Consider the following 18,423-nt stretch of genomic DNA (forward strand, 5'->3'; position numbering starts at 1 on the left):
CTACTGATCACTCCGTTCGCTTGTTCTGAAACGGAGCTTGGCCATCCTTAGGAAGCGAACGCCTTCAGTGATCAGCTGACCTGTCCAGGCCCACGATCACGGCTGCGATGCCAGACGGGCCAGGAGGACGCTGAAGTGTCGGCGGGTGAGGGTGAGGTGTCCGTTGCCGGGGTTCTTGCTGTCGCGGACAGCGATGTGTTGGTCGAGGTCGGCGATCTCAACGCACTCGCCTTCGTCGCCGCCGCTGTACGTGCTCTTACGCCAGTGGGCTTGGGAAGGTCCGGGGGTGCTCATGCTTTCGACGCTATCTCGTCGATGAGTTCCATTGAAGCGGTTCTGCTCAGTGTTGCCGAGAGCAGCAGGTCGAAGATTTCCTCGTGTGATGCGACTTCGTCCTCGTCCTCCACGAAGATGCTCTTGTTGTAGTGGTCGCCCACGGTCACGGTTAGACGCCCGGGCGGGCGCAAGGAAATGAGATGACACGGGGTGATCAGCGAGAGGTATTCGCTGGCTGAGCTGGGAAGAATACGCAAGTCCACGTGATCGAGCCGGGCGACTTCTGCGAGCCGCCGTATCTGAGCGTGCAGGATCGCAGGGTCGCCGCCGACCTGGTTGCTGAGGACCGTCTCCGCGATGATCGGTACGTAGTGGGGTGGATTAGGACGGCTCAGCACTTGTTGCCGGGAGAGGCGAAATTCCACGAGCGTGCTGGCGGCGCGTGAGTTCCCGGCAGGGCCGATAGCCATGAGCTTCCATGTGTAGGCCGGGATCTGAAGGAGTCCCGGGATGATGTTGGACTGGAAGGTGCGGATTTCGGCGGCGTCTTCTTCGAGGCTGGCCAGGTCCAGGGCAGCGGCCGATATCCGGCCCACTCGCTCTCGTACCCATTTGCCGGGCGTGTGGGTGGCGAGGTGGAGGAGGGACTCGCGGAGGGGGCCGTCCTCGATGCCGTAGAAGTCGAGAAGGTCACTCAGTTCTTCAGGGGCGATCACCTGGAGGCCGTTCTCGACCATGCTCAGCCAGCCCTGGGAGCGGCCGAAGCGGCGGGCGACCGTGGCGACGGTCAGGTTGTGGTGGTCGCGGGCTTTGCGGAGCGCCGAGCCGATCCGGCGCTGGCGAACGGTGGGGGCGTTCCCGGAAGGCATCTCTCCAGCGTGTCACCGAGTGTGGTTGTGCGTACACGGAACGGCGGCGCATTGAACGTTCAATCCGGAAACATTCAGGGCGGGGGACACGAGCGCATCGGGCGGCGAATGTGGCGGGCGACTGCGAATCGAAAGGAGGCGCACGAATGGGAGCGCCCGAGACGGGGAGAATGCCGGTCGCCCGGCGCGGTGTGTCGTGGGTGGCGGGACGGTGAGCGGCGGGCTGGTCGTGCTCGGCACGCTCACGCTTCCGGGCGTCCGGAGGTCCGTGGGGTACGCGCGGCGGTTCCTGCGGGACCTGCTGCCGCCGGGGCACCCCGCGCTAGACGACCTGGTGACGGTCGGAAGCGAGACCGTCTCCAACGCCATCGCCCATACGGCGTCGGGTGAGGGCGGCCGGGTGACGGTCAGCCTGCTGGGCGGAGAGGACTTCTACACCCTCGAAGTCGCGGACGACGGTGCGGGTGGCGGGCGTCCGCGCGTCGAGGCCGAGACCGGTGCCGAGAACGGGCGCGGGCTCCGGATCGTGGAGGCGCTGACGGAAAGCTGGGGATTCCGGACGGACGGGGACCGCACCATCGTGTGGGCGCGGTTCCGCTCGCCCTGCGGAATCCTGATCGGAAACACCGACAGGGGGCTGTCGCAACGCTCCCGGACGCTGGTGCCCGCAGCGTTCGAAGGAGGAGATCGATGAGCGTTCCCGCGTTCAACACCGTTACGTGGTTCCAGGTCGGCACCGACGCGCCGGAGGAGGCCCGCCGCTTCTACGGCGACCTGTTCGGCTGGAGGATCGAGGCCGACCCCGACGGCGACGGCTACGACCTGGTCCGCTACCCGGGTGCCGACATCCCGACGGGCGGCATCTCGCACGAGGCCGACGCGTCCGGCAGGCACGCGATGTTCCTGGTCATGGTCGAGGACGTCGACGCCATCTGCACGGAGACCGAAGAGCACGGCGGCAAGGTGGCCCTTCCCGCGGTGACCGCGAACACCGGCCTCAAGTTCGCCTACCTTCAGGACCCGTCCGGCAACACGTTCGGCGTGTTCACGCCCGCGGCCGGCTGACCCGAGAGCACGAAGGGCCCCGAGGCGAACCTCGGGGCCCTTCCGGTCATCGCGGCCTACACCTCCGCGATCACCGCTACTGCTGCCTCAGTCACCGGTACGGCGGCGTGAGGATCGACCGGCTCGCGGACGGGGGTGCCAGGGGGTCGCCCCCATGGGAGATCACGCGTCTCCGCCGGTGTTGCTCTCGGAGCTGCCGACGCCGTTGGCGAACACCTCGCTGACGTCGGCGTCTAGGCGGTAGCGCTGGATCGCCTGTTGCAGTGTCTCCGGCTTGACCTCGCCGTGGCGGGCGAGCCGGGTCAGCACCGCGAGGACGAGCGACGCGGCGTCCACGTGGAAGAACCGGCGGGCGGCGGCGCGGGTGTCGGAGAAACCGAAACCGTCGGTGCCGAGGGAGCTGAAGTCCGTGTGCACCCACGGGGCGATCTGGTCGGGTACGGCGCGGGTGAAGTCCGATACCGCGACGATCGGCCCGGCGACGTTGTCGAGCGTCCGGGTGACGTACGGGACGCGCTGCTCGGCGTCGGGGTTCAGCAGGTTCCACTCGTCGCACTCGCGGGCCTCGCGGGCCAGCTCGTTCCACGAGGTCGCCGACCACACGTCGGCGGCGACGCCCCAGTCCTCGGCGAGGAGCCGCTGCGCCTCCAGGGCCCACCGGCCGCCGACGCCGGACGCCAGGATCTGCGCCCGCGGGGCCCCGCCGTTCCCGGACGTGACCTCCGGGGCGGCCTTGAACCGGTACAGGCCCTTGAGGAGGCCGTCGACGTCAACCTCGTCGGGCTCGACGGGCTGCTGGTACGGCTCGTTGTAGACGGTCAGGTAGTAGAAGACGTTCTCGCCGGACGGGTGCTCCTCGGACGAGCCGTACATGCGGCGCAGCGCGTCCTGGACGATGTGGGCCAGCTCGAACGACCACGTCGGGTCGTAGTGGACGCACGCGGGGTTCGACGCGGCGAGCAGCGGGGAGTGGCCGTCGGCGTGCTGGAGGCCCTCACCGGTGAGGGTGGTGCGGCCGGCGGTGGCGCCGAGGAGGAACCCGCGGCCCATCTGGTCGCCGAGCGCCCACATCTGGTCGCCGGTCCGCTGGAACCCGAACATCGAGTAGAAGATGTACACCGGGATCATGTGCTCGCCGTGCGTGGCGTACGTGGTTCCCGCGGCGATCGCGGACGCCATCGACCCGGCCTCGCTGATGCCCTCGTGCAGCATCTGGCCGCTCTCGGACTCCTTGTACGACAGCAGGAGCTTGCGGTCCACCGCGTCGTAGGTCTGCCCGTGCGGGGAGTAGATCTTGGACGTGGGGAACAGCGAGTCCATGCCGAACGTGCGGTACTCGTCCGGCGCGATCGGCACGAAGCGGGCGCCGATGTTCTCGTCCTTGATGAGGTCCTTGAGCAGCCGGACGAACGCCATCGTCGTCGCGACGTTCTGCTTGCCCGAGCCCTTCTTCAGCTCGCTGTAGACGGGGTCGCCGGGCAGCTTGAGCGGCTTGGCCCGCACGACGCGTTTCGGCAGGAACCCGCCGAGGGCGGCGCGGCGCTCGCGCATGTACTGGATCTCGTCGGAGTCCTCGCCCGGGTGGTAGTAGGGCGGCAGCGGCGCCTCCAGGGCCGAGTCGGGGATGTCCAGGTAGAGGCGGTCCCGGAACTCCTTCAGCTCGGCCTTGGTGAGCTTCTTCATCTGGTGGGTGGCGTTGCGGGCCTCGAAGTCGGAGCCGAGCGTCCAGCCCTTGATGGTGTGCGCGAGGATCACGGTCGGCTGCCCGACGTGCTCGCGGGCCGCCTTGAACGCGGCGTACACCTTGCGGTAGTCGTGCCCGCCGCGCGACAGCTTGCGCAGCTCGTCGTCCGACAGGTGCTGGACGATCCGGCGCAGCCGCGGGTCGGCTCCGAAGAACTTCTCCCGGATGTACTCGCCGGACTCGACGGTGAACGTCTGGAACTGCCCGTCGGGGGTGGTGTTCATCTGGTTGACCAGCACGCCGTCGACGTCCTGCGCGAGCAGCGGGTCCCAGTCGCGGCCCCAGATGACCTTGATGACGTTCCAGCCGGCGCCGCGGAAGAACGACTCCAGCTCCTGGATGATCTTGCCGTTGCCGCGGACCGGGCCGTCCAGCTGCTGGAGGTTGCAGTTGACGACGAAGGTGAGGTTGTCGAGCTCCTCGCGGGCGGCCAGGCCGATCGCGCCGAGCGACTCGGGCTCGGCCATCTCGCCGTCGCCGAGGAACGCCCACACGTGCGAGCGGGACGTGTCCTTGATCTTCCGGTTGTACAGGTAGCGGTTGAACCGGGCCTGGTACACCGAGTTGATCCCGGTCAGGCCCATGGACACCGTGGGGAACTCCCAGAAGTCCGGCATGAGCCGCGGGTGCGGGTAGGACGAGAGGCCGCCGCCCGGGTGGGAGTGCTCCTGGCGGAACCCGTCGAGCTTGTCCTCGGGGAGCCGCCCCTCCAGGTAGGCGCGGGCGTAGATGCCCGGCGACGCGTGCCCCTGGATGAAGACCTGGTCGCCCGACTCGCCGTGGTCCTTGCCGCGGAAGAAGTGGTTGAAGCCGACCTCGTAGAGCGAGGCGGCGGAGGCGTAGGTGGCGATGTGGCCGCCGACGCCGATCTCGGGCCGGTTCGCGCGCGACACCATGATCGCGGCGTTCCAGCGGATGTAGGCGCGGATGCGCCGTTCCACGTGCTCGTCGCCGGGGAACCAGGGCTCGGACTCCGGCGGGATCGTGTTGATGAAGTCGGTGCTGCGCAGGCTGGGCACTCCCACCTGCAGCTCCCGCGCCCTCTCCAGGAGCCGGAGCATCACGTACCGCGCCCTGCCGCGGCCCGCGGTCTTGATGACCGTGTCCAGCGACTCCAACCACTCCCGGGTCTCGTCCGGGTTGATGTCGGGCAGCTGGCTCGGCAGCCCGTCGCTGATGATCGAAAAGCGTTGACGTCCGGAAGCCACGGGGTCCCCTCTGTCCTTACGTCTTTGCGGGTGAGACCGGTGGCCGCCCGCGGGTGGCCACCGGTCCCCGGCAGACTGTTCGTCGCTCGTCTCGAGATCCATCGTCGCCGTTTATGACGACTAACGCATCTCTACCAACCGGTAACCATTCTCCCCGGTCAACCGGGGTAGGCACCCTGAGAGAGGCGTTTTTTCCGACGAGATCGGAGGAGCCATGTACGGGCGAGTAGGAGACCGGCTGCTTGTCCACGGCAACATCGTGGGGCAGGCGGACCGGCAGGGCGAGATCATCGAGGTGCGCGGCCGGGACGGCGGCCCGCCGTTCCTGGTCCGGTTCGACGACGGCCACGAGACCCTCGTCTACCCGGGGCCGGACGCGGTCATCGAGCCCAAGGAGCAGATATCCCGTTAGCCCGCGGATCCATGCGGCCTCGGAGGCGTCCTGGGCGGCGTACGGGGTACACCCGGGATCATGGAGAGCACCGTGGTCCGGGTGGCGACCGGTGCGCGCGAGGCCGTGCACGACATCACCGCGGAATGCGAGCGGTTCGCCGCGTCGGCGGGGGGTGACGGGTTGCTGCACGTCTTCGTCCCGCACGCCACCGCCGGCGTGGCGATCATCGAATTGGGGGCCGGCAGCGACGACGACCTCCTGGCGGCCCTCGGCGACCTGCTGCCCGCGGACGACCGCTGGCGGCACGCCCACGGGTCACCGGGCCACGGGCGCTCGCACGTGATGCCCGCGCTCGTCCCGCCGTTCGCGACCCTTCCGGTCGTCGGCGGGCGGCTCGCGCTGGGGACGTGGCAGTCGGTGGCCCTGGTCGACCTCAATGTGGACAACCCGGACCGGCAGATCCGGTTGTCCTTCCTCAAGGGATGACCGTGAAGCGATGACGCCGGCCGTCACACTCCGTGGGCTCCTTGTTACGCCGATCTACGTAATCGGACCAATGAGGCCACCAAAAGCCGGGAAGACACTTGCGCTAGGGGCCCTCACTTGTGTGGACTGTCCCGCAAACACCGCACAGGTGCGGGCGGGCCACCCGTCCAGGGGGCCGGAAGACATGAGCACGGCATCGTGCGGACTGACGACAATGGGAGGACTTTCGTGAGCGCGACCGCGGGTCAGGCGCAGTCTGAGCGCAGCCTGGCCGAACGGCTCGGCCTGAAGGCGGGCCAGGTGGTGCAGGAGATCGGCTACGACGACGACGTTGACGAGGAGCTCCGCGAATCCGTCGAGGCCGTCACGGGGAACGAGCTGGTCGACGAGGACTACGAGGACGTGGTCGACGTCGTGCTGCTGTGGTGGCGCGAGGAGGACGGCGACCTGTTCGAGGGCCTGACCGACGCGATGATCCCGCTCACCGGCGGCGGCAACATCTGGCTGCTGACGCCGAAGGCGGGCAGGGACGGCCACGTGGAGCCGAGCGACATCGGCGAGGCCGCGCAGACGGCCGGGCTGTCGCAGACCAGCAGTGTCAGCGCCGCCAAGGAATGGTCGGGTACGCGGCTGGTCGCGCCCAAGGTCCGCAAGTAGCCCCGGTGCCCGGTCCGCGGGCCGTACGGGGTGACAGACTGGTCCCGTCCCCCACACGCCCGTGGGGGACGGGGCATGACCCCGCCACGGGCGGGGACGAATCGCGGGAGTGGCTTTGGCGGTTGAGGTAGGCGACGGCGCACCGGACTTCGAGCTGAAGGACCAGCACGGCACACCGGTGAAGCTGTCGGACTTCCGTGGTGAGAAGAACGTCGTCCTGGTGTTCTATCCCCTGGCGTTCAGCGGCGTCTGCACCGGCGAGCTGTGCCAGATCCGGGACGAGCTGCCCACCCTGGGCGGCGACGACGTGCAGGTGCTCGCGGTGTCGGTCGACTCGATGTTCGCGCTGCGCGCCTGGGCCGAGCAGGAGAAGTACACGTTCCCGCTGCTTTCGGACTTCTGGCCGCACGGCGGGACGGCACAGCGTTACGGCGTGTTCGACGAGGGTAAGGGGCTCGCCGTGCGCGGGACCTTCATCATCGACACCGAGGGCGTGGTCCGCTGGAAGGTCGTGAACGCGATCCCGGACGCACGCGACATCGACGAGTACCGCAAGGCGCTCGCCGGTCTCTGAGCGAACCGGACCGGCTCCGGCCATGTGGCCGGATCCGGTCCCCGCACCTCTGGAGGTGTGATGCCCTGCTTCCGTTGCGGGGCGCGGCAGACCGACCCCGTCCGGGGCGCGAGCCCGTGGAAGCGCGGGGTCCGGGCGGACCGCCAGGTGCTGATCTGCCCCGGGTGCCAGACCGCCCGCGGCTGGGCGGACGATCTCGACCGCTGCTCGGCCTGCGCGTCGGCCGCGCTGGTGTGCCGCCTCGGCGAGGTCGAGTGCCGCGACTGCGGCCACACCCGCGAAGCCGCTCCGGCCGACCTTGTGCATTCGGGTGCTCCGCCGGGCGGTTCCGGCGACGGCGACCTCTCCGCGGAGGTGGCCGCGGCGCTCACCCGCGTCCTCAGAGGGGGCCCGGCGATCTGAGCACCGCGTGGCCGCCTCCGGCCACGGCGGCCGATCTTCCGCGGCAGTGCGTTGACCACGGCTTTCGGGCTTGACGCGGTATTTCGCGTCCTGCAACGCTTCGCGGATGCCGATCGTGCTGATGCGCCTGGTCAACCGGATCACCGGGCGGTCCTGGCGCGTACCCGCGCTGGTGCTCCTCGCGGCCTTTCTTGCGGGCTGGCTGCTGATCGCCGTGTTCGAGGAGCCCGGCGCCGACATCAAACGTCCGGACGAGTACTTCTGGTACTTCCTCGTCAGCGGCACCACCACGGGTTACGGCGATCTGTCCCCGACCACGGTCGGCGGGCGGATCGGCGGAATGATCGTCATCGTGGCGGGGCTCACCGCGGGGCTCGTGATGTTCGCCGAGCTGACGCTCTGGATGGGGAAGGGAAGGACCATGAGGGCCAACGGCCAGGCGCAGCTGCACAGGCGGCGGCACATCGTGATGATCGGCTACCACCGCGGCGGGCTGCGCGAGATAGTCGGCCAGCTCCGCGCCGACCCGGAGTTCGCCAAGACGCCCGTCGTCACGATCTTCTGGCCGGACGAGCTGACCGGCCAGAACCCCGATCCCGGCCTGTACGACGTGGTCGCGTTCGACGAGACCGCCTACGAGCGGGCGTGCCTGGAGACCGCGAGGACCGTCGTGGTCGTCGGCCGCAACGACGACGAGACCGTCCGGGTGATGCTGGGCGTGGAGGCCTACCTGCGGCGCAACGGTGATCCGCCCGTCCACCTGCTGGCCGGGGTGCACGAGGGCGGCCGCCGCGCGGAGATCACCGAGGCGCTCAGGCTGATCGGCACGAACATCGAGCCGGTCGACATCGACGACTCCGCCGTGGTCGCGGCCGCGATCCGCAACCCCGGCATCGCCGCGATCTACCACAATCTCGCCAGCACACTCGACACGGACGGCACCCTCTACCGCGTGAACGTCCCGGACGACGCAGGCGAGTGGTCCCGCGTCGATGTCGCGATCTTCCTTCTGCGCCGGGGCAGCACACTCCTGGCCGTCGGCGAGTCGCACCGCCCCAGCGCGGAGTTCCGCCTCACCGCCGCCCCGGACGAGAAAGATCCGAGGCGGCCAGTCGCTCGCCGTGGTGGCGCCGGCCCGCCCGGAGATCCCCTGGCACGAGCTGTGAGCAAAGGCCGGGAGGGCGCCCCTCGCGCCCGCTGAGGGCGCCCTCCCGGCAGCCGCCGGCGCGCGGCCCGGGGCTACAGGTCCAAGAGCCCCGGGGCCTCCCCGCGCGCCCGCGGAGTCTCTAGGCGGCCTGCCGGTGGTCGGCGTCCAGCAGGTGGTAGAGCAGGAGCAGCTGTGTGATCGCCAGGGGGTCGCTGGTGCCGGCGTCGCCGAGCCGGCCGAGGACTCCGGGGTCGGGGATCGCGGTGCCGGCGCGGGGGCCGAGGCGTTCCAGGATGGCCTTCTTGACGACCTGTGATTCCTCGGGGGAGACGTATCCGTGGACGTGCAGGGCGTCGACGGGGCGTCCGTCGGTGTCGCGGTGCAGGCGCAGGTGCATGGCCGTCTCCGTGCCGCCCGAACCCGCGCCGCCCGAACCCGTGTTGCCGGGGTCGCCGGTGCCGCTGTCGAGGACGTCCGCCAGATCGGGATGATCGATCGTGGGGCGGAGCAGCAGCTCGGCGGACAGCGGGGTGCCGGGCGGGTCGAGCCGTCCGGCGACGGGCGCGAAGCGGACGACGATGTCGGCGTGCTTGCGCTGGGGGCGGATGTAGGCGGCGCTCTCGGGTTCGCGGCGGTCCAGTTCCGCCATGACCTGCTCGGGGGTGTAGCCGCGCTTGTCGCAGTCGCGGCGGACCTTCCAGGAGTGCCGCAGCGGCTCGGGCGGGTCGAGGTAGACGGTGATGTCGAAGCAAGCGCGCGCCATCCGGGTGTGGAGGGGGAGCAGGCCCTCGACGATCACGAAGTCGCGGGGTTCGACCAGCTCGGGCCGGACGAGCTCGCCGGTGGCGTGGTCGTAGACGGGTTTGAGGATGGGTTCGCCCATCGACAGCAGCTGCAGGTGCTGCTCCATGACGTCGATGTGGTTGCAGTCGGGGTGCAGCGCCGTGAACGGCTTGCCGGCGCGTTCGGCGCGGTCGTAGCGGTGGTAGTCGTCCACGCAGACCGCCGTCATCCGGTCGGCCCCCAGACACTGCACAAGCCCCCTGGTCAGTGTGGTCTTGCCCGCCGCGCTGTCCCCGGCGATGGCGAGCATGACGGGGCGGCGGCCCGACCCGCGCGCCCGGAGCATATGCACGATCCGATGGGGCACCTTCTGCTCCTCCGTCCTGCGGAATTCAGTTTTCGTATAGGAGAGTACGGCGGTGCGGCCGGCGGTTCGTCCCCCAATCAGGGGAGAGCGGGGGTGAAACCGCGGAGGCTGCCTCCGACCCTGGGCTACTGATGAGTAGCTTCAGGTTGTTATCGTGCCGGAATGGGTGTCCCCGTACGTGTCGTCCTGGTCGACGACCACGAAATGATCCTCGCCGGACTGCAGGCGATGCTGGCCGGGTTCTCCGGGCGCGTGCGCGTCGTGGGGCAGGCGGGGACGGGAGACGAGGCGGCCCGGCTGGTCACCACGCTGCGCCCGGACGTCGTCCTGCTGGACGTGCGGCTCGGCCCGGAGAGCGGCCTCGACCTGTGCCGCCTGCTGACCGGGCGGGTCCCGGAGGCGCGGGTGGTGTTCCTGTCGGTCTACGACGACGAGCAGTACGTCTTCGAGGCGCTGCGGGCCGGGGCGGGCGGGTACCTGCTGAAGCGGGTGGACGGCCCGGAACTCGTCCGCCGCCTGGAGGAGGTCGCGCAGGGCGAGACGGTCGTGGACCCGACGCTCGCCGGCCGGATGGCGGTCACCGCGGCCCGGCTGACCCGCGGCGAGTTCTGGCCGGGCGCCAACCGCGGGCTCACGCAGCGCGAGAGCGAGGTGCTGTCGCTGCTGGTGGGCGGCCTGTCCAACAAGGCGATCGCGGCGCGGCTCGTGCTGAGCGAGGAGACGGTCAAGAGCCACCTGCGCGCCCTCTACCGCAAGCTGGAGGTGACCGACCGGTCCGCCGCGATAGCGGTCGCGCTGCGCGAGGGACTGTTCCGGTGACCGCCGCCGGGCCGCTGGAGCTGCTCGCCGGACGCGGGAACGACCTGCTCGTCCGCATCGTGGCGGTGGCCTGCTCCGACCGCGAGCTGCCGCGGATGGCCGAGGATCTGGCCGGGCTCGTCGTCCGGTCGGCGCGGGCGCTGACGTTCTGCGACGTGTACGTCCTGGCCGAGGACGAGCGCGTCCTGGAATGGTCGGGCCCGCCGGTCCCGCTGGGGGACGGCGACGTCGGCCGCGCCGCCGCGCACGGCCGGGCGCGTTCGCATCCGGACGGGCGGGGCGCCGCGATCCCCGTGCACAGCGAGGGAACCGTGATCGCGGTCATGGACGTCCGGTCCGCGGGCCCGGCCCCGGCCGAGGACCTGGTCCTCGTCACCGCGCTCGCCGGGCTGTTCGCGCCGGTGCTGTCCTCGTGCCGCCGGCTGCGCACCGCCCGCGAGCGCGAGCACGCCGCCGAGCGGTTCGCCGAACGGGCGGTGGAGGCGCAGGAGGCCGAGCGGTCACGGCTGAGCCGGGAGATCCACGACGGCATCGCACAGCGCCTCGCCAGCCTCGGCTTCCACCTGTCGGCGGCCGAGCGGGCGCTTCCCGAGCACCATCCCGAGGGGCTGGCGCAGATCATGATGGCGCGGCGGCTGTGCGAGCTGGCGGCGGCCGAGACCCGCGCCGCGATCGGGGGGCTGCGGCCGCCCGTCCTCGACGACCTGGGCCTGTCGGCGGCGCTGGCCACCCTCGCGCGTGAGGCCGGGGACGGGCCCGGCCCGTCCGGCCCGCTCGACGTGACGGTGACCGTCGAGGGCGAACTGGAGGACGCGCTGCCCGACCATGTGCAGACCGCGCTGTACCGGATCGCGCAGGAGGCGGTCGGCAACTGCCTGCGGCACGCGTCCGCGACGTGCGTGGACCTTCTGCTGGAGCACTCCCATGACCGCGTCCGGCTCAAGGTCACCGACGACGGGGCCGGGTTCCCGGTCCGGGACGTCCTGGGGCAGGGGGGCCGCGGCCGCCGTCCTGACTCCTACGGGCTGCGCGGCATGCGGGAACGCGCCGAGCTGCTCGGCGGGCGGGTGTCGGTGACGAGCAGGCCCGGGGCCGGGACGACCGTGGAGGCCGTCATCCCCATCCCGGGCCGCCACCGGGGTGCGGTCAGCCCGTCCTGAGAACCCGGAAGACGATCCCCGCCCTGGTCAGCCGGTCGATCAGGGCGTCGCCCATCGCGGTCGCGGTCGTGACCTGCCCGGCGGTCTCCGGCAGGTCGTCGTGGGCCAGGCACAGCGCCGACTCGGCGAGCATCTTGGCGGTCTCGCCGTAGCCGGGGTCGCCGCCCGCGACCTCGGTGACGACGCGCTCGCCGCCGCCCTCCCCGGCGAACTTCATGCTGAACCAGTGCTTGGCGCGCTCCTCTTCGGACGGGCCTTCGCCCGGCGCGCGGAGCCGCAGCAGCAGGCTGCGGGTTGGCGGGAGCGCGGACAGGGCGAGCAGGGCGCCGGAGCCCGCCGCCATACCGGCGGCGGTGGCCAGCCGCTTGACGGCGACGTAGTGGCCGTAGGAGAAGTCCGGGCCGTAGCGGTCGAGCGCCGCCGCCGAACGGACGACGATCTGGGGGTCGATCGTGGGCAGCGGAAGCGTCCAGCCGTCCCCGACACGGGCCCTCGGCGCGGGGCGGCGCGAGACGCGCACCCTGCGGCCGGCGGGCCGGTCCTCCAGCCGCCGCCGCTCGCGTTCGGCGCGGATCATGCCGGCGGGGTCGCCGAAGATGCCGATCGCCGAGTGCAGGGTGCCGCCGGACGCGTCCCCGCGGATGCGCAGGAATCCCTCGACGTGAATCGGGACGCCCTCCGGAAGCTGCTTCACCGTGAAGTAGGCACCGAGGTCGTGGGGGATCGAGTCGAACCCGCAGGCGTGCACGATCCTGGCGCCGCTGCGCACGGCCTCGTCGTGGTACTTCACGTACATGCGGTCGACGAAGGTCGGTTCGCCGGTGAGGTCGACGTAGTCGGTCCCGGCGCGCGCGCACGCCGCGACCAGCGGCTCGCCGTACTTCACGTAGGGGCCGACCGTGGTGATGACGACTCGCGCCGCGTTCGCGACGTCCTCGATCGAGGCGATGTCGTTGGTGTCCGCGTGCAGCAGCGGCAGATCGGCGCACGCCGGATTCAGCTTCACCAGGCGGTCGCGGACGGCCCTCAGCTTGGCCTGGTTGCGCCCGGCGAGGGCCCAGCGCGTGCCGGGCCCGGCGTGCTCGGCCAGATACTCGGCGGTCAGGGCGCCGGTGAAGCCGGTGGCGCCGAACAGCACGACGTCGTACGGGCGGGCCGGGTCGTGCTGGCGGCCCGGGTCGTGCTGGCGGTCGGCGGTCATCGAAGCCCCTCTCACGGTTTCCGAACCTGATTCTGTCGCGTCCGCGGCCGATCATGCACGCGGGTACGCCGATGTGAGCGACCGCACTCGTCTAGTGTTGCCGGGATGAGGATGAGGGAGACGCCGGGATGAGGTGGACAGGGTCATGACCGGGCTCGCCGTGGCGATGGACGTCGTCGCCGTGGGCTTCTTCGTCTTCTTCCTGTCGCTCGTCACCCGCAGGACGACCGTGCCGGCCGACGAAGGCGGGCGGAGCGTCGCGATGATCCTGATCGCCGTCAGTCTCGGCCTGCTGTCGGTGTCGCTGTGGAGCCTGCCCTGACGTCCGCGCCGCTCCGGTCCGCACCGCTCCGGTCCGCACCGCTCCGGTCCGGGCCGCTCCAGCCGGGGGCGTCCAGCAGGTGCCGGACGAACAGCAGCGTCGTCGGGGTCGGCGCGGTCCCGGCGACCGCGTGCCACGGCCGGTCGAGCGGCATCCCCGGCGCGTCGACGACGACGAGGCGGCCCGCGTCGAGCTCGGCTCCGACGGCGTCCCTCGACACCAGCGCGACCCCGAGCCCCGCCGCCGCGCCCGCGATCACCGCGCCGTTCGAACCGAGGACGAGGCGGGGCGGCGACACCTCCCGCTCGGCCAGGTAGGCGTCGGCGGTCGCCCGCGTCCCGGAGCCCGGCTCCCGCATCACCCACGGCGTAACGGCGAGCGCGAACCCGTCCGCGAGGCCGGGTGCGCCGACGACGACCAGCTCGTTCGGACGCCGTGCCAGCACGGTCGCCGCGACATCGCCGGGCGGGCGGCCGGCCAGCACCAGATCCGCCTCGTGTGCGGCGAGGCTGCTCCACACCTGGCGGCGCGGGCCGACCTCCAGCGCCAGCTCCACGTCGGGCCAGCGCGCCCGGAACGAGGCGAGCAGCTCAGGGAGGATCTGGTCGGCGGCCGTCGTCACCGCCGCCAGCCGCAGCGGGCCGCGCCCCGGATCCGCCGCGCCGCGGGCGGCCGCCCGCCCCTCCTCCAGCAGCCCGAGCACCTGCCGCGCGTAGCCGGCGTAGACGATCCCGGCGGCGGTCAGCGCGAGCCCGCGCCCCTCCCTGCGGACGAGCGGCACGCCGAGATCGCGGGTCAGGGCCGCGACCGCGGCCGACACCGCCGACTCGGTCACGTACAGCCGGCGCGCCGCCGCCCGCACGGACCCCGTGTCGGCGAGGACGGCGAACGTCCGCAGCCGCGCCTCCGTCACGCCCGGCCTCCTTGTTCAAGTGAATGGTTGATGGTCACCGTAGAACACTTGATGGACATCGCAACTGTCGAGGGGTGAAGCTCGACCCGTTCACGGTTCCACGTGGCCGGGACGCGGCGCCTCACCCCGATCCCCTGGGACATGCCGTCCTCCACCGGGGTGAGTCGCCGCGTCCCGCATCCAGGCTTCAGGCTGAAGGAGAGCGGCGATGAGCTCGGGCAGATGGTCGGCGGGCGTGATCCCCTACGCGGAGATGGGCTACTGGCGCCCGGACTACCAGCCGAAGGACAGCGACATCCTCGCCGCCTTCCGGATCACGCCCCAGAAGGGCGTGCCGCCGGAGGAGGCCGGCGCGGCCGTCGCGGGCGAGTCGTCCACCGCCACCTGGACGGTCGTGTGGACCGACAGGCTCACGTCCTACGAGAACTACCAGGCCAAGTGCTACAGGGTGGAGCCCGTCCCCGGCCAGGAGGGGCAGTTCATCGCCTACATCGCCTACGACCTCGACCTGTTCGAGGAGGGGTCGATCGCGAACCTGACGTCGTCCATCATCGGGAACGTCTTCGGGTTCAAGGCGCTGAAGGCCCTCCGCCTTGAGGACATGCGCATCCCCACCCACTACGTGAAGACGTTCCAGGGGCCCGCGCACGGCATCGTCATGGAACGCGAGTACCTCGGCAAGTTCGGCCGTCCGCTGCTGGGCGCGACCGTCAAACCGAAGCTCGGGCTGTCGGCGCGCAACTACGGCCGCGTCGTGTACGAGGCCTGCCGCGGCGGCCTGGACTTCACCAAGGACGACGAGAACATCAACTCCCAGCCGTTCATGCGCTGGCGCGACCGCTTCCTCTACTGCATGGAGGGCGTGAACCGGGCGCAGGCCGCGACCGGCGAGGTGAAGGGCCACTACCTCAACGTCACCGCCGGGACGATGGAGGACATGTACGAGCGCGCCGAGTTCGCCAAGGAACTCGGCAGCGTCATCGTGATGATCGACCTCACCATCGGCTACACGGCGATCCAGTCGATGGCCAGATGGGCGCGCGCCAACGGCGTCCTGCTGCACCTGCACCGCGCGGGGCACTCCACCTACACGCGGCAGAAGTCCCACGGCGTCAACTTCCGCGTCATCGCCAAGTGGATGCGGCTCGCGGGCGTCGACCACATCCACGCGGGGACGGTCGTCGGCAAGCTGGAGGGCGACCCGAACAGCGTCCGCGGGTACTACGACACGCTGCGCCTGGACAAGATCGCCGCCGACCCGGTGAAGGGCCTGTACTTCGACCAGGAATGGGCGTCGATGCCGGGGACCATGCCCGTCGCGTCCGGCGGCATCCATGCCGGGCAGATGCACCAGCTCCTGCACTACCTCGGCGAGGACTCCATCCTACAGTTCGGCGGCGGGACGATCGGCCACCCGATGGGCATCGCCGCCGGCGCCACCGCCAACCGGGTCGCGCTCGAAGCCATGATCAAGGCGCGGAACGAGGGCCGCGACTACCTCGCCGAAGGCCCCGACATCCTGCGCGCCGCCGCCAAGAAGAGCCGCGAACTGGACATCGCCCTGTCCACCTGGGGCGACATCACCTTCACCTACGAATCCACCGACACCCCGGACGTCGTCGAAACCCCTGTGAGCATCTGATGCGGATCACCCAAGGAACCTTCTCGTACCTGCCCGACCTCACCGACGAGGAGATCACCAAGCAGATCGCCTACGCCCTCGACCAGGGCTGGCCCTGCTCGGTCGAGTTCACCGACGACCCGCACCCGCGCAACTCCTACTGGGAGATGTGGGGCCTGCCGATGTTCGACCTCACCGACCCGGCCGGCGTCCTGTACGAGATCAACGAATGCCGCAGGGCGCACCCGGACCACTACATCCGGCTGAACGCCTACGACGCCTCCTACGGACGCCAGACGACGGCGCTCCAGTTCATCATCCAGCGCCCCGCCGACGAACCCGGCTTCCGGCTCGACCGCGAAGAGACGTCCGACCGGCGCGTCCGCTACACCCTGCACCCCTACGCCCTCGACCGCCCCGAGGGCGACCGGTACGGGGCGGGACGTTGAGCGAACGCCCCGGATTCGGGATGCGCCAGAACGGCTCCCCGGCGGCCCCTTCCCCCGCCCCCGCCGCCGGGGAGCCGCTTCCTCCCGGCGCCCGCGTCGACCTCGCCAGGGAACGCGCCGACTCCCACGCCGACGACGTCCTGGACGCCCTCGACCGCGAACTCGTCGGCCTCGCCCCCGTCAAGACCCGCATCCGGGAGATCGCCGCGCTGCTCCTCGTCGACCGCGTCCGCGCCCGCTTCGGCATCGACTCCGGGCGCCCCAGCCTCCACATGTGCTTCACCGGCAGCCCCGGGACGGGCAAGACGTCCGTCGCGCTGCGGCTCGCCGAACTCCTGCACCGACTCGGCTACATCCGCCGCGGCCACCTCGTCTCCGTCACCCGCGACGACCTCGTCGGCCAGTACGTCGGCCACACCGCCCCCAAGACCAAGGACGTCCTCAAAAGGGCCATGGGCGGCGTCCTGTTCATCGACGAGGCGTACTACCTGTACCGCGCCGAGAACGAGCGCGACTACGGGCAGGAGGCCATCGAGATCCTCCTCCAGGTCATGGAGAACCAGCGGGACGACCTCGTCGTCGTCCTCGCCGGCTACAAGGACCGCATGGACTCCTTCTTCGCGTCCAATCCCGGCATGAGCTCCCGCATCGCCCACCACATCGACTTCCCCGACTACGAGCCGGACGAACTGGAGGCCATCGGCCGCCTGATGATGGAGCGCGAGGGCTACGGCCTGGCCCCCGAGACCGAGCCGGTCTTCCGCGACTACCTGTCGCGCCGCCGCGCCCAGCCCCGCTTCGCCAACGCGCGATCCGTCCGCAACGCCATCGAACGCGCCCGCCTCCGCCACGCCAACCGCCTCCTCGCCCGGGGCGGCGACGTCGGCCGCGACGATCTCACCACCCTTCACCCCGAAGACTTCCTGTCCAGCCGCGTCTTCAGGTGACCGGTGTCACGTCTGATCCGGGGATGGGCCTCCGCATGTCCTAATGTTGGGACGGACGACATGTAGAGGTGGGGGAGAAGTTGCTTAACCCTGAGGATCTGTACGAGCTCGACGCCGACCTGCCGGAAATGACGGGTCCGGTGCTGCTGCACAGCCTCGACGGCTTCGTGGACGCCGGATCCACCGGGCAGCTCGTGCGCGAGCACCTCCTGGAGGACCTGGAACACCGCGTCATCGCCCGCTTCGACGTCGACTCGCTGATCGACTACCGCGCCCGGCGCCCGCCGATGACGTTCGACCGCGACCACTGGGCCTCCTACGACACGCCCGAACTCGTCGTCCGGCTGCTCCGCGACGACGCCGGCAGCCCGTTCCTGCTGCTGTCCGGGCCCGAACCCGACCGGCTCTGGGAGGGCTTCACCGCCGCCGTCCTGGACCTCGTCAAGCGCCTCGGCGTCGGGCTCGTCGTCGGCTTCCACGGCATCCCGATGGGCGTCCCGCACACCCGTCCCGTCGGCATCACCTCGCACGCCACCCGGCCCGAGCTGATCACCCGCAACTCCTGGTTCGACAAGGTCCAGGTCCCCGGCAGCGCCGCCGGGCTCCTCGAACTGCGGCTCGGCGAGGCCGGCCACGACGCCGTCGGGTTCGCCGTGCACGTCCCGCACTACCTCGCCCAGTCCGCCTACCCGGCCGCCGCCGTCGCCGCGCTCGACGCGGTCGCCGACGCCACCGGGCTCGCGCTGCCCGTCGAACGGCTCCGCGAGGCGGCCGCCGCCACCGACGCCGACATCGCCGAGCAGGTCGAGGGCAACGACGAGGTGGAGAAGGTCGTCCGGGCCCTGGAGCAGCAGTACGACGCGTTCGCCGGGGCCGCCGAACGCGACAGCCTCCTCGCCGAATCGGCGGACATGCCCACCGCCGACGAGCTCGGCGCCCAGTTCGAACGCTTCCTCGCCGAACAGGACGGGCCCGACACGCCGTCCTAGACATATCCCGGCGGGCGCTGGGTAGGCGAG

At 70.8% G+C, this 18,423-nt stretch carries 21 protein-coding genes; 15 read left to right on the forward strand and 6 right to left on the reverse strand.

Annotated elements, in window-relative coordinates:
• Positions 1-96: 96 nt before the first annotated feature.
• Both AB0C35_RS20865 and AB0C35_RS20870 read right to left on the reverse strand, forming a co-directional pair.
• On the reverse strand, positions 97-294 hold the full coding sequence (locus AB0C35_RS20865; RefSeq protein WP_358458208.1) for a DUF397 domain-containing protein: 198 nt from the start codon (positions 292-294) through the stop codon (positions 97-99).
• Positions 291-1,145, reverse strand: coding sequence for a helix-turn-helix transcriptional regulator (locus tag AB0C35_RS20870; protein WP_358458210.1), 855 nt, complete (start codon positions 1,143-1,145; stop codon positions 291-293). The genes AB0C35_RS20865 and AB0C35_RS20870 overlap by 4 nt, the downstream gene beginning before the upstream one ends.
• A 211-nt stretch (positions 1,146-1,356) precedes the next feature.
• Here AB0C35_RS20870 and AB0C35_RS20875 point away from each other — a divergent pair, with 211 nt between their 5' ends.
• Both AB0C35_RS20875 and AB0C35_RS20880 read left to right on the forward strand, forming a co-directional pair.
• Entirely contained in the window at positions 1,357-1,839 is a 483-nt protein-coding gene (locus AB0C35_RS20875) for an ATP-binding protein (protein ID WP_358458212.1), read from the forward strand.
• A complete protein-coding gene (locus tag AB0C35_RS20880; protein ID WP_358458214.1) occupies positions 1,836-2,210 on the forward strand; it encodes a VOC family protein in 375 nt (124 codons plus the stop codon). Before AB0C35_RS20875 ends, AB0C35_RS20880 begins: the two co-directional genes overlap by 4 nt.
• 162 nt (positions 2,211-2,372) lie before the next feature.
• On the opposite strand, the gene aceE is transcribed toward AB0C35_RS20880, so the two are convergent.
• Entirely contained in the window at positions 2,373-5,162 is a 2,790-nt protein-coding gene (gene aceE, locus AB0C35_RS20885) for a pyruvate dehydrogenase (acetyl-transferring), homodimeric type (RefSeq protein WP_358458216.1), read from the reverse strand.
• Between the two features lie 214 nt (positions 5,163-5,376).
• Between aceE and AB0C35_RS20890 the strand changes: the two genes are divergently transcribed.
• The 6 genes from AB0C35_RS20890 to AB0C35_RS20915 all read left to right on the forward strand — a co-directional run bounded on the left by AB0C35_RS20890 (position 5,377) and on the right by AB0C35_RS20915 (position 8,876).
• Positions 5,377-5,574, forward strand: coding sequence for a DUF1918 domain-containing protein (locus AB0C35_RS20890; RefSeq protein WP_358458218.1), 198 nt, complete (start codon positions 5,377-5,379; stop codon positions 5,572-5,574).
• Between the two features lie 60 nt (positions 5,575-5,634).
• Positions 5,635-6,042, forward strand: coding sequence for a YjbQ family protein (locus AB0C35_RS20895; RefSeq protein ID WP_358458220.1), 408 nt, complete (start codon positions 5,635-5,637; stop codon positions 6,040-6,042).
• A 228-nt stretch (positions 6,043-6,270) separates the two neighbouring features.
• Positions 6,271-6,699 (forward strand): DUF3052 domain-containing protein, encoded by a 429-nt coding sequence (locus AB0C35_RS20900; protein ID WP_131954932.1) that lies wholly within the window; start codon positions 6,271-6,273, stop codon positions 6,697-6,699.
• Positions 6,700-6,814: 115 nt separating this feature from the next.
• Entirely contained in the window at positions 6,815-7,273 is a 459-nt protein-coding gene (locus AB0C35_RS20905; protein WP_358458222.1) for a peroxiredoxin, read from the forward strand.
• Positions 7,274-7,333: 60 nt separating this feature from the next.
• A complete protein-coding gene (locus AB0C35_RS20910) occupies positions 7,334-7,675 on the forward strand; it encodes a hypothetical protein (RefSeq protein WP_358458224.1) in 342 nt (113 codons plus the stop codon).
• 106 nt (positions 7,676-7,781) lie between these two features.
• Positions 7,782-8,876, forward strand: coding sequence for a potassium channel family protein (locus tag AB0C35_RS20915; protein ID WP_358458226.1), 1,095 nt, complete (start codon positions 7,782-7,784; stop codon positions 8,874-8,876).
• Positions 8,877-8,961: 85 nt separating this feature from the next.
• On the opposite strand, the gene AB0C35_RS20920 is transcribed toward AB0C35_RS20915, so the two are convergent.
• Positions 8,962-9,972 carry a phosphoribulokinase gene (locus tag AB0C35_RS20920; RefSeq protein ID WP_358458228.1) on the reverse strand — a complete coding sequence of 337 codons (1,011 nt, stop codon included), beginning with the start codon at positions 9,970-9,972 and terminating at the stop codon, positions 8,962-8,964.
• 162 nt (positions 9,973-10,134) lie between these two features.
• Here AB0C35_RS20920 and AB0C35_RS20925 point away from each other — a divergent pair, with 162 nt between their 5' ends.
• Both AB0C35_RS20925 and AB0C35_RS20930 read left to right on the forward strand, forming a co-directional pair.
• Positions 10,135-10,791, forward strand: a complete 657-nt coding sequence (locus AB0C35_RS20925) for a response regulator transcription factor (RefSeq protein ID WP_358458230.1) — start codon at positions 10,135-10,137, stop codon at positions 10,789-10,791.
• Positions 10,788-11,951 carry a GAF domain-containing sensor histidine kinase gene (locus AB0C35_RS20930; RefSeq protein WP_358458232.1) on the forward strand — a complete coding sequence of 388 codons (1,164 nt, stop codon included), beginning with the start codon at positions 10,788-10,790 and terminating at the stop codon, positions 11,949-11,951. The genes AB0C35_RS20925 and AB0C35_RS20930 overlap by 4 nt, the downstream gene beginning before the upstream one ends.
• Here the strand turns inward: AB0C35_RS20930 and AB0C35_RS20935 are convergent.
• Positions 11,938-13,152 carry a saccharopine dehydrogenase NADP-binding domain-containing protein gene (locus tag AB0C35_RS20935; RefSeq protein ID WP_358458234.1) on the reverse strand — a complete coding sequence of 405 codons (1,215 nt, stop codon included), beginning with the start codon at positions 13,150-13,152 and terminating at the stop codon, positions 11,938-11,940. The two genes, AB0C35_RS20930 and AB0C35_RS20935, sit on opposite strands and share 14 nt — an antisense overlap.
• Positions 13,153-13,297: 145 nt before the next feature.
• Here AB0C35_RS20935 and AB0C35_RS20940 point away from each other — a divergent pair, with 145 nt between their 5' ends.
• Positions 13,298-13,474: a hypothetical protein gene (locus tag AB0C35_RS20940; protein WP_358458236.1), complete on the forward strand. Its 177-nt coding sequence runs from the start codon at positions 13,298-13,300 to the stop codon at positions 13,472-13,474.
• Here the strand turns inward: AB0C35_RS20940 and AB0C35_RS20945 are convergent.
• Complete coding sequence (locus AB0C35_RS20945) at positions 13,431-14,387, reverse strand: LysR substrate-binding domain-containing protein (protein WP_358458238.1); 957 nt, start codon at positions 14,385-14,387, stop codon at positions 13,431-13,433. The two genes, AB0C35_RS20940 and AB0C35_RS20945, sit on opposite strands and share 44 nt — an antisense overlap.
• A 208-nt stretch (positions 14,388-14,595) precedes the next feature.
• On the opposite strand from AB0C35_RS20945, the gene AB0C35_RS20950 reads away from it, so the two are divergent.
• The 4 genes from AB0C35_RS20950 to AB0C35_RS20965 all read left to right on the forward strand — a co-directional run bounded on the left by AB0C35_RS20950 (position 14,596) and on the right by AB0C35_RS20965 (position 18,393).
• Positions 14,596-16,029 carry a form I ribulose bisphosphate carboxylase large subunit gene (locus tag AB0C35_RS20950; RefSeq protein WP_358458240.1) on the forward strand — a complete coding sequence of 478 codons (1,434 nt, stop codon included), beginning with the start codon at positions 14,596-14,598 and terminating at the stop codon, positions 16,027-16,029.
• Positions 16,029-16,457 (forward strand): ribulose bisphosphate carboxylase small subunit, encoded by a 429-nt coding sequence (locus tag AB0C35_RS20955; protein WP_358458242.1) that lies wholly within the window; start codon positions 16,029-16,031, stop codon positions 16,455-16,457. The genes AB0C35_RS20950 and AB0C35_RS20955 overlap by 1 nt, the downstream gene beginning before the upstream one ends.
• Positions 16,454-17,404 (forward strand): CbbX protein, encoded by a 951-nt coding sequence (gene cbbX / locus AB0C35_RS20960; protein WP_358458244.1) that lies wholly within the window; start codon positions 16,454-16,456, stop codon positions 17,402-17,404. The genes AB0C35_RS20955 and cbbX overlap by 4 nt, the downstream gene beginning before the upstream one ends.
• Positions 17,405-17,484: 80 nt before the next feature.
• Complete coding sequence (locus AB0C35_RS20965; protein ID WP_358458246.1) at positions 17,485-18,393, forward strand: PAC2 family protein; 909 nt, start codon at positions 17,485-17,487, stop codon at positions 18,391-18,393.
• Positions 18,394-18,423 lie beyond the last annotated feature (30 nt).

It is taken from the genome of Spirillospora sp. NPDC048819, from assembly GCF_040650055.1.
Lineage (GTDB): Bacteria > Actinomycetota > Actinomycetes > Streptosporangiales > Streptosporangiaceae > Spirillospora.